The organism is Streptomyces sp. LZ34, from assembly GCF_053890475.1.
In genome coordinates, this window is record NZ_CM132680.1 from 1,887,160 (window position 1) to 1,902,403 (window position 15,244).

Below are 15,244 nucleotides of genomic sequence, written 5' to 3' on the forward strand. Positions count from 1 at the left end.
CTCGCAATCTCGGTCGATGCTGCATCGGTGGCGCCGCCGCTTGCCAGGCAATCGACCGGCAATCGCGGTTGCTGGTCGAAATGCCGCCCGGGCCCGGGCGAGTTACCGGCCGCTTGCCTGGTGGCGACGGGGCCTCGTGGCGATGCTGTGCGGCAGCCGGGCACGCGGCCGCGCCCCGAAGGACGTACGGGCGTGGCCCGTGCACTCCTGGAAAGGACGGGGACGTTGGGAATCCCGGACCGAGGCCTGCTCGACTGGCTGGACGAGGCGTCCACCGAGCGCGGCCTGTACTACGCGAACCACGACGACGGCTGGGACTTCTGGTCCTACCGCGACCTGGGCCGGCTGGTGCTCACCACGGCCGCCGCGCTGCGGGCGAACGGGGTCGGGCGCGGCGAGGTGGTGGCGCTGGTGCAGCGCTCGAGCCCGGGCTTCGTCGCCGGGTTCTTCGGCGCTCTGGCCGCCGGTGCGACACCGTGCGCCATCGCCCCGCCGTTCGCCTACCAGCGGGCCGACGAGTACGAGACGCACGCCGCCCATCTGCTGCGGGCCGTGCGCCCCGCGGCGGTCGTCTGCGACGACGAGTCGCTGGAGCGCCTCCGCAAGATCGCCGCCGACCAGGGCATCGGCGAACCGGTGGCCTTCGACCAGCTCGTCGCGGACACCGAGCCGCTGGCGAAGCCACTGCCGCTTCCCGAGACCGCGCTGCTGCAGTTCACCTCCGGGTCGAGCGGCTTCTCGCGGGGGGTGCGGATCTCCGCCGAGGCGCTGCGGACCAACATCGGCGGGATGGGCTCCTGGCTGGGCTGTGCCCCGCGCCGCCCCGCGGCCAGCTGGCTGCCGGTCCACCACGACATGGGCCTGGTCGGCTTTCTGCTGAACGTCGTCGTCACCGGCTTCGACGGGTGGATGCTCCAGCCGGACGACTTCATCCGCTCCCCGCAGCGCTATCTGCGCTGCCTCAGCGACCGGCGCATCGTCATGACGGCCATGCCCAACTTCGGCCTGTCGTACATCCTGCGCCGGGTCAGACCCGCCGATCTGGAGGGCCTGCGCTTCGATGCGCTCCGGGCCGTCATCATCGGCGCGGAGCGGGTCGACCCGCGGGTGCTGCGCGACTTCCACGCGCTGCTGGGCCCGTACGGCCTCGACCGCGGCGCGCTGGTCCCCGCGTACGGAAGCGCGGAGGCCACCCTCGCGGTGACCGGTCTGCCCCCCGGCGAGGGCTGGAGGACGGGACAGCCCGACAGCAGCGCCGGCGACGCCGCGTCCCTCGCCGGGACGGCGGTGGTCGGCTGCGGCCGGCCGCTGCCGGGCCGGACGGTGACGATCGTGTCCGAGGACGGGGTACCGCTCCCGGACGGGCGGGTCGGCGAGATCCTCGTCAGCGGGGTGTCGATCGCGAGCGGATACCTCGGCGACACCGGCTCCGCCTCCGGGACCAGCCTCGGCGACGAGGGGCTGCGCACCGGAGACGCGGGGTTCCTGCGTGACGGACAGCTGTTCGTGATCGGCCGGCTGGGCGACGGGCTCAAGGTCAGCGGGAAGATGGTGTTCGCGGAGAGCCTGGAGACCCTGCTGCACCAGCGAGGTGTCCCCGAGCGCCGGGTCGCCGTCCTCCTCGGGGTCCGCGACGCCACGCCCACCGGGGTGGCCGTGTTCGCGGGGGTCCAGCCCGAGTGGCGGCGGATCGCCCACGAGGTGCTGTCCGAGTGGCTCGGCGAGGCCGAGCTGTTGTCCGTCGAGGTGCCCCGGGGCGGGATCGCGGTCACCTCCAGCGGAAAGCCCCGGCGCCGCGTCATCTGGCAGGCGGTGTGCTCCGGCGCGTACGACGCGGCGGCCCGGCCGCTGACCGCGGACTGACCCGGCGCGGACATACGACGTGCCCGGCGCGCGGTGCGCGCCGGGCAACGGGGTGTCGCGCCGGGCCCGGTCGGGCTGGGCCCGGTTGGGCTGGGCCCGATGCACTCAAGGTCCGCCCGGGGCCGCGGTCAGCGGCTCGTCATCACCTCGGGGCGCACCAGATTCTCCGCGAGCAGCAGCTCCTTCACCCGCTCCGACAGCAGGCCCAGCTGCCGCAGCACATGGATCACCTGCTGGAACAGCAGCTGCCGGTAGGTGGCCATCATCGGGTTGGTCCGGGCAAAGTGCAGCCCCTTGGCCACGTCGAGCTCCATCCGCTCCCACACCTCGCGGAGCATGAAGCGGCGGGACATCAGCCGGATGGACTCCAGCAGGAAGTCCTCGCGCTCGCGCAGCTCGGCCGCGGTCGCCTGCTCGTACATGCCGGTGAGCGTGGTGACGCCGAACGCGATGTGCCGGGCCTCGTCACTCGCGACCATCTTGGTGATCTGCCGGATCAGCGGGTCGCCGAAGCCACTGCTGGCGAGCCGGAGCCCGGTGATCGCCAGGCCCTCCATGACGACCTGCATGCCGAGGTAGACGATGTCCCACCGGGACTCCGACAGCACGTCGTGGAGCAGCGTCCCGAGCCCGGGGTTGACCGGGTAGACGGTGCCCAGCTTCTCGTCCATGTAGCGCGCGAAGGCCTCGACATGCCGCGCCTCGTCGGCGACCTGGGAGGCGGCGTAGGTCTTGGCGTCCATGTCGGGCACGGTCTCCACCAGCCGGGCCGTGGTCACCAGCGCGCCCTGCTCGCCGTGGAGGAACTGGCTGCACATCCACGCCTGGTACTCCCAGCGGAACTGGGTGAGCAGTTCGCGTGGCACCGGGCTGCCCTCGCCGACGACGAAGCCGGCGAGCCGCGCCCCGTTCTCCTCCGTCAGCTCGGCCCCGAACCGGACGTCGTGGTCCCAGTCGATGTCGGTGGTGGCGTTCCACTGCGCGGCCTTGTTCTTCTCGTACAGGTTCCACACCCGGCTGTCGCGCTTCCCGTAGTCCCAGTTCAGGCACGCCTGGGTGAGGGACTCGACCTTCATCAGGTCCGCCGTCACGGCGTCCAGGACGAAGAAGGGCGAGTCGGCGGCCTCGTCAGGAGCAACGGTCATGGAAGTGCGATCCCCTCGGGCACAAGGGCGGGACGGTCGCCACGATCCTCACCGGGCCGGCCGGCCACCGGCCAGGCAGGCTCGGGGGCAATTTCGCGGCAGCCCGGTTGCCGGTCCCCGTGCCTGGCCCGGTTGCCACCCCCGGGCCACGATGGGGCCGCCGGGGCCACCGCCCCGAGGTGAGTGACGGGCGACGAAAGGAGCGGGATGCGAACCCATACCGCCGTGCCACCCTCCCACCCCGCGAACCCACCGGCGCGTGGTGTGGACACTCCGTGGATCGTCGGCCGGGTGACCGCGCCCAGCCCCCGGCTGCGGCTGTTCTGTCTGCCCCAGGCGGGTGGCAGCGCGGGGTCGTTCGCGCCGTGGCGCCTCATCCCGCCCGACGGCATCGAACTGGCGACGGTGGAACTCCCCGGCCGTGGTGTGCGCGCCGGAGAGCTGGTGCCGGACACCCTGGAGGAGCTGGCCGACGCGGTGCTCGACGGCATCGCGGGCGAGTTCGACCTTCCGTACGCGCTCTTCGGCCACAGCTTCGGCGCGCTCCTCGGCTACGAGATCGCCGTCCGCGCCGGCCGGCGTGGCCTGCCGCTGCCCCACGCGCTGCTCGTCTCCGCGTCCCGGGCGCCGCACACCCCGGTGCCGAGGCGGATCTCGGACCGGGACGACCAGGGGTTGCTCGCCTGGCTGGAGGGGTTCGGCGGCTTCCCGCCCGGCCTTCGGGAGTATCCGTCGTATCTGCGGTACGCGCTGCGGACGGTCCGCCGCGACCTCGCCCTCACCGAGGTGTACCGGAGCGCGGGGCCAGTGCCGGTGGGCTGCCCGTTGCATGTCTTCGGCGGCGCCGAGGACCCGCTGGTGGGCGGGGCCCAGCTGGAGCGCTGGCGCGCGTGTGCCTCGGCCGGGTTCACCCTCCGGCTGCTGCCCGGCGGGCACGACTACCTCTTCACCGGCGCTCCGGCCGTGCTCGACGCCGTCACGGCGGTGCTCGGCTGACCGGTGGTGTTCTCACCGATACCGGGGCACCGACACCGGGCCCCTTCCCCAGGGAGTTGTGACGCGTGGACGAGCTGACCGGCATCACCGTGTTGGAGGCGGACGGCGAGCGGCTGGGGTCCTTTGTGCACCGGCATGTCCCGGCGATCGACGAGGCCGTCGCGGGGGCCGGGGCCGTGCTCATCCGGGGGGCCGGCGCCGAGGGCGTCGGGGATTTCCAACAGGCCCTGGACCGACTCGGGTTCAAGCCGCTGGAGTACACCGAGCGCTCCACGCCGCGCAGCGAGGTGGGCGACGGGGTCTTCACCTCCACCGAGTACCCGGCGCGCGAGGTGATCCCGCAGCACTGCGAGTCGTCGTACGCCGGTGCCTGGCCGGGCCGGCTGGCCTTCTTCTGCGCCACCCCGGCGGCCACCGGCGGCGCCACCCCGATCACCGATGTCGCGCGGGTGCTGGAGGACATCCCGGACGAGGTGCTGCGGACCGTGGAGGCGCGGGGGCTGCGCTATGTGCGGAACTACGGCAGCGGAGTCGGCCTCGACTGGCGCGAGGCCTTCCAGACCGACAGCCGCGCGGAGGTGGCCCGGTACTGCGCGGCGGGCGGCCTGGAGTGGGAGTGGCTGGAGGACGACCGGCTGCGCACGGTGCGCGGGGCTCCGGCGACCGTGGCGCACCCCGGCACCGGACGTCGGGTGTGGTTCAACCACCTGGTGCTGTTCCACCAGTCCTCGCTGCCGCGGGGGCTGCGGACGGATCTGGTGGCGCTGTTCGGCGGGGGCGGACTCCCCAACGACGTGCTGTTCGGCGACGGGGGCACGGTCCCGGACGAGATGGTCGCCGCGGTCCGTACGGCCTTCGAGCGCCGTGCGCAACGCTTCGACTGGCGGCGCCACGACCTGCTGGTGATCGACAACATGCGCTGGTCGCACGGCAGGGAGGCGTTCACCGGGGAGCGCCGGGTGCTGGTGTCCATGTCCGACCTGATCACCAGGGCCGACCGGGCGGAGCCGGCCCTGCGCGGCTGAGAGGCAGGGAAGCTGCCGGTCGGCTGCCTGGCCCGCGCATCGGCCGCGCGACATCATCGTCGCGCATGGCCGAAAACCGTCAGTTCACCTTCCCGCCACGCCTTCCCATGACCTACCGCTGACACGGTGCGCGCTTCTGCGCGCGCCGCCGACCGCTTCCGGGGAACCTGACAGTGAACGAAGTGTCCCAGTCGCCGATCGAGTCCGTGCTGCCCCTCACCCCGCTACAGGAGGGCATGCTCTTCCACGCTCTGTACGACTCGGAGGCTGCGGACGTCTACACCATCCAGGCCCCCCTCGAACTGCTCGGAGACGTCTCGGCGAAGGCTCTGCGCGCGGCCTGCGCCGCCACCCTCGCGCGCCACGCCGTGCTGCGCGCCGGTTTCCGCCAGCGGGGAAACGGGCAGGCGGTGCAGCTGATCCGGCGGACCGTGCGGACGCCGTGGACCGAGCTCGACCTCTCCGCGGACCCCGAGTCCGTACGCCGGAAGAAGCTGCTTGCCTTCCTCGAGGAGGAGCGGTCGCGCCGCTTCGACATGACGGCCCCGCCGCTGATGCGGTTCGCGCTCGTCCGTCTGGCCGAGAGCCACTACGCGTTCGTTCTGACGTACCACCACATCCTGCTCGACGGCTGGTCCCTGCCGCTGGTGCTGGAGGACCTGTTCACCTTCTACCGCCGGAAAACGGAGGCGGCAGCGGGGGATGACGGTGCGGGCGACGGCGAGCCGCGGCCGGTCACCCCGTTCTCCGACTTCCTGCGGTGGCTCTCCCGGCAGGACCGCTCCGCTGCCGAGGCGGCGTGGCGGACGGCCCTCCAGGGGCTGTCCGAGCCGACGCTCGTCGCCGCCGGAGCACCCGTGGCGGGCGACGGGGAGATGCCCGGCCTGACCCATGTCACGCTTCCCGAGGACGCCACCGAGGCGCTGTCGGCGACCGCCCGGAAACACGGGCTGACCCTCAACACGGTGGTGCAGGGCGTCTGGTCGCTGCTGCTGTCCCTGCTGACCGGGCGGGACGACGTGGTGTTCGGCCAGACCGTGCACGGCCGCCCGCCGCAGCTGCCCGGCGCCGACTCGGTGGTGGGCCTGCTCATGAACGCGCTCCCGGTCCGGGTGCGGATCGACCCGGCGGAGCCGATGGCCGCGCTGTTCGCCCGGGTCCAGGACGAGCAGCTCGCGCTGGCTCCGCATCAGCACCTCGGGCTGACCGAGGTGCGGCGGCTGTCCGGTCTTGACACGCTGTACGACACCTCGACCGGTTTCGGCGACGCGCCCTTCGACTGGGCATCCGTGCGGGACAGCGTGCCGGGCCTGCGGATCGCCCCACTCGCCGAAGACACGGATGACGGGGCGGACGAGGCGGACGGGGCGGATGAGGGGGACACTCAGGCGAACGCCGGCCGGCAGGAGATCACCGGCGCCACCCACTACCCGCTGAGCGTGGTCGCCATACCCGGCCGCCGGCTGAGCCTGCACATCAGCTACCGGCGGTGTCTGTTCGACGGCGCCCGCCTGGAGCTGATCCGCACCCGGCTGCGGTTGCTGCTGGACACCTTCGTCCACTCCCCCACGACCCCTGTCGCCCACCTCTCGCTGCTGACCGACCGGGAGCGCGAGCAGGTACTGGGCGAGTGGGCCCACCGCCTGGAGGCGCCGTCGCCCGAGGCGTACGGACGCGATCGGGCGACGCTCACTCACCGCTTCGAGGCCCAGGCGCGCCGAACCCCCGACGCGCCGGCCGTGGCCGACTCGGCGGACACCCTCAGCTACCGTCGGCTCGACGAGGCCGCCAACCGGCTGGCCCGGCTCCTGCTGCGGCGCGGCGTACGGCCGGGAGACCTCGTCGCCGTGGCGCTGCCGCGCGGTACCGACCTGATCGTGGCGCTGCTGGCGGCCCTGAAGGCGGGGGCCGGATATCTGCCGGTCGACCCCGGATATCCGCCGGAACGCGTGTCCTTCATGCTCGCGGACGCCGCCCCGTCCGCCGTCGTCTGCGCGGACACCGGCCACCCCGCGCTGGCCGCGCACCCGTCGGCGGTCCCGCTCGGCGACCCCGCCGTGCGGGCGGAGCTGGCGGCGCTGCCGGGACACGGGGTGGACGACGCCGAGCGCGGGGCGCCGATCCGCCCCGCCGACTGCGCCTACGTCATCTACACCTCGGGGTCGACCGGCCGCCCCAAGGGGGTGGCGGTGGAACACCGCACGGTCGACAACTACCTGGCCTTCGCCCGCGCGGCCTACCCGGGCCTGACCGCACAGGCGCTGGTGCACTCGCCGCCGTCCTTCGACCTCACCGTCACCGGCATCTTCGGCCCGCTGACCTCGGGCGGCCTGGTGCGTATGGTCGACCTGGACGACTTCGACGCCCCGCCCGGGGCCGAGGGCGGTGCGCCCGCGTTCGTCAAGGCCACGCCCAGCCATCTGCCGGTGCTGGTCGCCTCCGACGCGTGGTACTCGCCGACCGGCGAACTCGTCCTGGGCGGCGAGCAGTTGACCGGGGAGGCGCTGGCCGCGTGGCGGGCCCGCCACCCTCAGGTGACGGTCGTGAACGAGTACGGCCCCACGGAGGCGACCGTGGGCTGTGTGGAACACCGCCTGGAGCCCGGGGACCCGCTGCCGCGGGGTGCGGTGCCGATCGGCCGGCCCGTTCCCGGCGCCCGGATCTATGTCCTGGACCCGTGTCTGCGCCCCGTCCCGGCGGGCGTCCCCGGCGAGCTGTACATCGGTGGCGAGGTGCTCGCCCGCGGCTATGTCGGACGGCCGGGGCTCACCGCGGACCGCTTTGTCGCCGACCCGTTCGGCGCGCCCGGTGGCCGGATGTACCGGACCGGAGACATCGCCTGGTGGCGCCCCGACGGCACCGTGGTCTACGGCGGCCGGGCCGACGACCAGGTCAAGGTCCGTGGCTTCCGGATCGAACTGGGCGAGATCGAGGCCGTGGTGGGAAGCGACCCCGCCGTCGCCCAGGTGGCCGCGGCGGTGCGGGAGGACCGCCCGGGTGCGCCGCGCCTGGTGGCGTACGTCGTGGCGGCGCCCGGACGGGACGCCGAACTGGCCACACTGGCGGAACGGGTCGCGGCGAAACTGCCCGCGTACCTGCTCCCCTCGGCGTTCGTCTCGCTGCCCGCGCTGCCGCTGAGCCCGAACGGCAAGGTCGACCGGGCGGCGCTGCCCGAGCCGGAACGGGCGGAGCAGACGACACCGCCGCGGCAGGAGGCCGGGGAGGCCCGGCGGGATCCGGGGGCGGAGCAGGACGCGGCGGCCACGCTCGCCGGACTCTTCGCGCAGGTGCTCGGCGCGCACGAGGTCGGGGCCTCGGACGACTTCTTCGCCCTCGGCGGCGATTCCATCACCGTGATCCAACTGGTGGCCCGGGCGCGCGAGGCGGGCCTGCGGTTCACCCCCAAGCAGGTCTTCACCCATCGCACGGCCGACGCCCTGGCCGCGTCCCTGCGGCAGGAGGCGCCCCCGGCCCCGGCGGCCGGCTCCCCCGCCCCTGACGGGGCGTCCGCCGTCGTCCCCGCCACGCCGATCACGCGGTGGCTCCTGGAACGCGGCGGCGCGATCGACGCCTTCCACCAGTCGACGCTGCTGCGTGTGGCGCCCGGGCTCGGCACCGACCGGCTGGCCACCGCCGTCCGAGCCGTGGTGGAGCGGCACCAGGCGCTGCGCGCCCGCCTGCGGGACGACGGCTCCCTCGCCCTGGGCCCGGTGGACCCGGGCCGGCCGCGCGCGGCGGTCCGGCGGGTCGACGTCTCCGGTCTGGCCGCGGGCGACCTCCGCCGCCGGATCTCCGACTGCGCCGGGGAGGACGCCGACGCCCTCGCCCCGCGCGACGGCGTGATGCTGCGGGCCACCTGGTTCGACGGCGGCGCGGGCCGGCCGGGGCGGTTGCTCGTCACCGTCCACCACCTGGCCGTCGACGCGGTCTCCTGGCACATCCTGCTGACCGATCTGTACACCGCCTGGCAAAGTCGTACGGCGGCCAGTGCCGCCCCGGAGCCGGACCCGGTGCCCGTCCCGCTGCGGGACTGGAGCCACCGGCTGTACGCCGCGGCGAAGGCGCCCACCGTGCTGGACGAGCTCCCCTTGTGGCGCCGGATCCTGCGCGCGGGCGGGATCGCGCTGACCGACACCCGGCTCTCGCCGTCCCGGGACATCCACGCGACGGCCGGGGAACTCGCCCTCACCCTCCCCGAGGACCTGACCGCGCCGCTGCTCACCACGGTGCCCGCCGCCTTCTCCGCCGACACCAGGGAGGTGCTGCTCACCGGCCTGGCGCTCGCCCTCGCCGCCTGGCGGCGCCCCGGTGCCGGCGCCGCCACCGGCACCGCGGTGCTGGTCGATGTGGAGGGGCACGGCCGTGAGCCCCTCGGCGAGGACGAGGACATCGATCTGTCGGGCACCGTGGGCTGGCTCACCTCGTTGTATCCGGTGCGGCTCGACGCCGGGTTCGGCGACTGGGACCCGGACGGCGATCCGGCACCCGCACGCCTCGGGGAGGCCGTGCGCCGGGTCACGGACCAGGTCCGGGAGATCCCCCGGCGCGGCATCGCCTTCGGCCTGCTGCGCCATCTGAACCGGGACGCGGCCGCCGAGCTGTCGGCCTTCCCCGACCCGCAGATCGGGTTCAACTACCTCGGCCGACAGGACGGTTCCGCCGACGGGGACTGGAGCGTGGCACCCGAGTCGGACGCGCTGCCGAGCGGGGCCGATCCGCGGATGCCGATGGCGCATGTCATCGAGGTGAACGCGGCGGTCGAGGACGGCCCGGCAGGGCCGCGGCTGGCCGCCCACTGGCTGTGGGCCCCTCGTCTGCTGACCGAGGGCGAGGCCGGTGAACTGGCCCGGCTCTGGTTCGCCGCACTGCGCGCGCTGGTGGCGTACGGGACGAGCGAGGAAGTGCCCGCGCCCGTGCCCACGCGGCCGGTGGCGGACGCCGCGGAGCGGGACGAGGCGGAGCTGTCCCGGCTCGGCGCCCGGATCGGCATGCCCGTCGCCCAACTGCTGCCGCTCGCCCCGACCCAGGAGGGGCTGCTCTTCCACGCCCGGTACGACAGCGGGGACCTGGACGTCTACAACGTGCAGATCACGCTGGAGGTGCGGGGCCGGCTCGACGCCGAGCGGTTCCGGGGCGCGTGCGACGCGCTGCTGCGCCGCCACCCGATGCTGCGCGCCGGCTTTCTTCAGCGGCGGTCGGGAGATCCGGTGCAGGTCATCCCGGAACGGGTCCGGATGCCCTGGCACACCCACGACCTGACCGGCCTCGACCCGCGGGAGCGGGACGCGCGGCTGGAGGCGCGGCTGGACGCCGACCGGCGGCAACGCTTCGATGTGGCCCGGCCGCCGCTGGCGCGCTGCACCCTGGTCACGCTCGCCGAGGACCGGCAGACGCTGGCCTTGAGCATGCACCATCTGCTGGTGGACGGCTGGACCACCTCGCTGCTGCTGCGCGACCTGCTCGCGCTCTTCGACCACGGCGAGGACAGCGGTCTGCCGACGCCCGGTCACTACCCCGACTATCTGCGGTGGCTGGCCGCGCAGGACCGCGAGGAGGCGCACGCCGCCTGGAGCGGCGCGCTGGCGGGCCTGACCGAGCCCACCCTGGTCTGCCCGGGCCAGGACACCGCGCGGATCCGCGTCCTGCCGGAGCGCGTCGTCGTCGAGCTGTCCGAGCCGGACACCTCCGCTCTGCTCGAGGCGTCACGACGAGCCGGTGTCACGCTCAACACCTTGCTGCGGGCCGCGTGGGCGCTGTGTCTGCACCGGCGGACCGGACACCGGGACATCGTCTTCGGGGCCACGGTCTCGGGGCGGGTCGCCGAGCTGCCGCAGGTCGAGGAGATGGTGGGCCTGTTCGTCAACACCGTGCCGGTGCGGGTGCGTCTGGACGCGGCCGAGCCGGTGGCCGAGCTGCTGGCGCGGCTCCAGGGAGAGCATGCCGAGCTCCTCCCGTACCACCACCTCGCCCTGACGGACATCCAGCGGGCGACGGGGCTCGGCACACTGTTCGACACCTGCGTCGTCTTCGAGAACTTCCCGACCGCCGAGGCCCTGCCCAGCCCGGAGGACGGCCTGCGGCTGACGGACGTGGCCGGATACGACGCCTACCACTACCCCCTGAAGCTGATGGTCGCGCCCGGCCGGCGGCTGCACCTCGAGGTCAGCTACCGCCCCGACCTGTTCGATGCCGAGGACGGCCGGCACGTGGTCGGACAGCTGCGGGAACTCCTGGCCGACCTGCCGGCGGCCCTGGCGGCCCCGACCGGACACTTTCTCACCGACGTCACCACACCGGCCGTCGAACCCGCGGTGCGGCGGCTGTGCGAGCTGATCGCCGAGGTGCTGGGACGCGGGTCCGTCGGGCCTGACGACGACGTGTTCGCCCTCGGCTGCGACTCGCTGACCGCGCTGCGCCTGGCGGGCCGGATCGAAGCGGAGCTGGATCGGACCGTCGATGTCGCGACCGTGTTCCGCTGCCGTACGGCGCGGTCCCTCGGTGACGCACTCTGACCCCGTCTTACGGAACAGGCAGGTGGACGCGCACATGCGAGACTCGACGGTCGTCAATTCATGGAACGAGTGGGACCCGCTCCAGGAGATCGTGGTCGGCTCCGCCGACAACGCCTGCTTCGAGCCCACGGAGCCGGGCAGCCGCCCCGCGATACGCGACGCCCCCGACGCGCCGTTCCCCACCGGACCGAAGTCCGAGGAGGCCATCGAGCGGGCCAACGAGGAACTGGGCGGGCTGGTGGCCCTGCTGGAGTCCCAGGGGATCACGGTGCGCCGCCCCGAGCCGCATGACTTCTCCACCCCGGTCCGCACCCCCGGCTTCGAGGTCGGGAACCAGTACTGCGCGGTCTGCCCGCGCGATGTGATGATCACCGTGGGCAACGAGATCATCGAGGCCACCATGTCGCGCCGGGCCCGGTACTTCGAATACCAGCCCTACCGCAAGCTGGTGTACGAGTACTGGAACGCCGACCCGCGCGTCGAGTGGACGACCGCGCCCAAGCCGTCGATGCGCGACGGGATGTACCGCGAGGAGTTCTGGGAGTGGCCGCTGGAGCAGCGGCACGCACGGATGCACTCCTTCGAGTTCTGCGTGGGCCAGGACGAGGTGGTCTTCGACGCCGCCGACATGAGCCGGCTGGGGCGCGACATCCTGGTCCAGGAGTCGATGACCACCAACCGGGCGGGCATCCGCTGGCTGAAGCGGCATCTGGAGCCGCGCGGCTTCCGGGTCCATACGGTCCACTTCCCGCTGGACTTCTTCCCCTCGCACATCGACTGCACCTTTGTGCCGCTGCGCCCGGGCCTGGTCCTCACCAACCCCGAGCGGCCACTGCGCGAAGGCGAGGAGAAGATGTTCCTCGCGAACGACTGGGAGCTGGTCGACGTCCCGCAACCCGTCCTGGGCAATGACGAGATGCCCCGGTACTGCCAGTCCTCCAAGTGGCTTTCGATGAACGTGCTCAGCATCTCGCCGACCAAGGTGATCTGCGAGGAGCGGGAGAAGCCGCTCCAGGACCTGCTCGCCAAGCTCGACTTCGAGGTGTTCACCGTTCCGTTCCGCCATGTGTTCGAGTACGGGGGCTCCCTCCACTGCGCCACCTGGGATGTGCGCCGCGCGGGCACCCGCGAGGACTACTTCCCCGCCCTCCGGTACGAGCCCCTGGTCTGACCCACGGGCTGGAACACCAGGCGCGCAAAACCAGGTGCCCCGCCCGTACCGGATTCCCTACACTCGCCACGAACCGCGCCATCGCGGCGCGTTTCGTGACGAATGAGGGGAGCCCGCCGTGCGTGACCGCACCGCTGTCGTCGTTCCCCCGTCACGGTACGAGGTGATCCTGGTGTCTTCGGGCGTCCGGTGTCGGCTGCGCGGCCGACGCCGGACGCCCGTGACGAACGCATGACGGCTCCCTGGGAGTTCCGCCTGGCCTGACCACGGGCCGTTTCGTCCGGGAATCGCGCCGCCCTGTTCTGGATCACCCCGAAAGGCCCTGGGCCGTGCGTACCGACTTCAACCGTCACCGTCATCCCGCCACTCCGCTCGCGAATCCGCTCGCCGCGGTCCGCAACCTGGGCATCCTGGCCCACGTGGACGCGGGCAAGACCACCGTCACCGAGCGGATCCTGTACCTCACCGGAGCCACCCACAAGCGTGGCGAGGTCCATGACGGCACCACCGTCACCGACTTCGACGCCCAGGAGCGCGACCGTGGCATCACCATCTTCGCCGCGGCGGTGAGCTGCGCCTGGGACGACCACCGGATCAATCTGATCGACACCCCCGGCCACGTCGACTTCTCGGACGAGGTGGAGCGCTCGCTGCGGGTGCTCGACGGGGCCATCGCGGTGTTCGACGCCGTCGCGGGGGTCGAGCCGCAGAGCGAGTCGGTGTGGCGGCAGTGCGACCGGCACGGCGTGCCGCGGATCGCCTTCGTCAACAAGCTGGACCGCGCCGGTGCCGACCTGGACACGGCGGTCGAGTCGATCCGGGAGCGACTGCATCCGGCCCCGCTGGTCGTCCAGCTGCCGATCGGCTCGGAGGACGGGTTCACCGGGGTGGTGGATCTGCTGCGGATGCGCGCGCTGGTGTGGCCCGACGGCCACGGCCCGTACGAGGAGGGCCCGGTGCCGGACGCCCTGCGGGAGGAGGCGCTGCGCCGACGCCGGCTGCTGGAGGAGGCGGTGGCGGAGCTCCACCCGGGCGCGCTGGAGGAGTTCTGCGCGGAGTCGGCGGTCTCCACACCGACCCTGGCCTGCGCGCTGCGCGAGCTGACCCGCGGCGGCGAGGGCGTGGTGGTGCTGTGCGGCTCGGCCTACCGCAACCGCGGCATCGAGCCGCTGCTGGACGCCGCCGTGGCGTATCTGCCCTCGCCGCTGGATGTGGCGGCGGTGCGCGGCACCCGGGGCGAGGCGGTGGAGGAGCGGGCCGCCGACCCCCAGGGGCCGTTCGCGGCGCTGGTGTTCAAGGTGACGTCGACCGCCACCGGGCGGCTCACGTATCTGCGGGTGTATTCGGGAACGATCGACAAGGGAGAGGCGGTGTTGGACGTGGGCGCGCGGCGCACCGAGCGGATCGGCCGCATCCTGCGGGTCCAGGCCGACCGGCACGCGGAGGTGGACCGGGCGGTGGCCGGGGACATCGTCGCGGTGATCGGGCCGAAGGCCGCCCGCGCCGGGGCCACGCTGTGCACGCCGTCGGCTCCGCTGCTCCTCGAACCGCCCACGGTCGCCGACCCGGTGGTCTCCGTGGCGGTCGAGGCCCGCGGGCGCGCCGACGCCGACCGGCTGGCCACGGCGTTGGCGCGGCTGGTGGAGGAGGATCCCTCGCTCGCGGTCAGGACCGACTCCGAGACCGGGCAGACGGTGCTGTCGGGGATGGGCGAACTCCATCTGGAGGTGGCGGTGGAGAAGCTGCGCCGCGCCCAGGGGCTGGACGTCGGCGTCGGACGGCCGCGCGTGGCCTACCGGGAGACGGTCGTCCGCGGGGTGTCCGGGCTGGTGTACCGGCATGTCAAACAGGACGGCGGCGCCGGTCAGTTCGCCCATGTCGTGCTCGACACGGAGCCGCTCGAGGCCGCGCCGGACACCGCACCGGCCGCCGGGGGCACGGACTTCGTGTTCCGGTCGGCCGTCGTCGGCGGACGGGTGCCGCAGGAGTACGTCCGGGCGGTGGAGGCCGGCTGCCGGGACGCCCTGGCCGAGGGGCCGCTCGGCGGCCACCCGGTGACCGGCGTACGGGTCACCCTGACCGACGGGGCCACCCATCCGAAGGACTCCTCCGAGATGGCGTTCCGTACGGCGGGACGGCTCGCGCTCCGGGAGGCGCTGCGGGCCGGCGCGATGGCGGTCCTGGAGCCGGTGGCCGAGGTCACGGCCACGGTGCCGGAGGACGCCGTGGGCGCGGTGCTCGGCGATCTGGCGGCGCGGCGCGGCCGGGTCTCGGGCACGGTCGCCCGGGCGGGCACGGCGGTCATCACGGCGACCGTGCCGCTGGCCGAGTTGTTCGGCTACGCGACCAGGCTGCGCAGCCGGACCCAGGGCCGGGGAACCTTCACCACCCGGCCCGCCGGCTACGCCCCGGCCCCCGCCGCGGCGTCCGCCGGGACACCGCCCCGGTAGCCCGGCGACGGCCCCGCCCCTGATCCGGGCGGGGCCGTCCATGAATCCTCGCCCGCCGAACAGCCGTAGTGAGGCGACGGCC

The 15,244-nt window shown here is 73.5% G+C and carries 7 protein-coding genes; 6 read left to right on the forward strand and 1 reads right to left on the reverse strand.

All coding sequences use genetic code 11. From position 1 onward, the window contains the following. The first annotated feature begins 192 nt into the window (after positions 1 to 192). Positions 193 to 1,863, forward strand: coding sequence for an AMP-binding protein (locus ACWY4P_RS06700; protein WP_456209207.1), 1,671 nt, complete (start codon positions 193 to 195; stop codon positions 1,861 to 1,863). Between the two features lie 128 nt (positions 1,864 to 1,991). Here ACWY4P_RS06700 and ACWY4P_RS06705 read toward each other — a convergent pair whose 3' ends face one another. After that, the gene (locus tag ACWY4P_RS06705) at positions 1,992 to 3,008 is read right to left on the reverse strand and encodes a ferritin-like domain-containing protein (protein ID WP_456209208.1); all 1,017 of its coding nucleotides are present in this window, start codon (positions 3,006 to 3,008) and stop codon (positions 1,992 to 1,994) included. Positions 3,009 to 3,215: 207 nt separating this feature from the next. Here ACWY4P_RS06705 and ACWY4P_RS06710 point away from each other — a divergent pair, with 207 nt between their 5' ends. The 5 genes from ACWY4P_RS06710 to fusA all read left to right on the forward strand — a co-directional run bounded on the left by ACWY4P_RS06710 (position 3,216) and on the right by fusA (position 15,162). Continuing rightward, positions 3,216 to 4,004, forward strand: a complete 789-nt coding sequence (locus ACWY4P_RS06710; protein ID WP_456209209.1) for a thioesterase II family protein — start codon at positions 3,216 to 3,218, stop codon at positions 4,002 to 4,004. Between the two features lie 65 nt (positions 4,005 to 4,069). Next, positions 4,070 to 5,029 carry a TauD/TfdA family dioxygenase gene (locus tag ACWY4P_RS06715; protein ID WP_456209210.1) on the forward strand — a complete coding sequence of 320 codons (960 nt, stop codon included), beginning with the start codon at positions 4,070 to 4,072 and terminating at the stop codon, positions 5,027 to 5,029. A gap of 182 nt (positions 5,030 to 5,211) precedes the next feature. Continuing rightward, the gene (locus ACWY4P_RS06720) at positions 5,212 to 11,541 is read left to right on the forward strand and encodes an amino acid adenylation domain-containing protein (protein WP_456209211.1); all 6,330 of its coding nucleotides are present in this window, start codon (positions 5,212 to 5,214) and stop codon (positions 11,539 to 11,541) included. A gap of 34 nt (positions 11,542 to 11,575) precedes the next feature. After that, positions 11,576 to 12,712 (forward strand): glycine amidinotransferase, encoded by a 1,137-nt coding sequence (locus ACWY4P_RS06725; protein ID WP_456209212.1) that lies wholly within the window; start codon positions 11,576 to 11,578, stop codon positions 12,710 to 12,712. 329 nt (positions 12,713 to 13,041) lie between these two features. Further along, positions 13,042 to 15,162, forward strand: a complete 2,121-nt coding sequence (gene fusA, locus ACWY4P_RS06730; protein ID WP_456209213.1) for an elongation factor G — start codon at positions 13,042 to 13,044, stop codon at positions 15,160 to 15,162. The last annotated feature ends 82 nt before the right edge of the window (positions 15,163 to 15,244 follow it).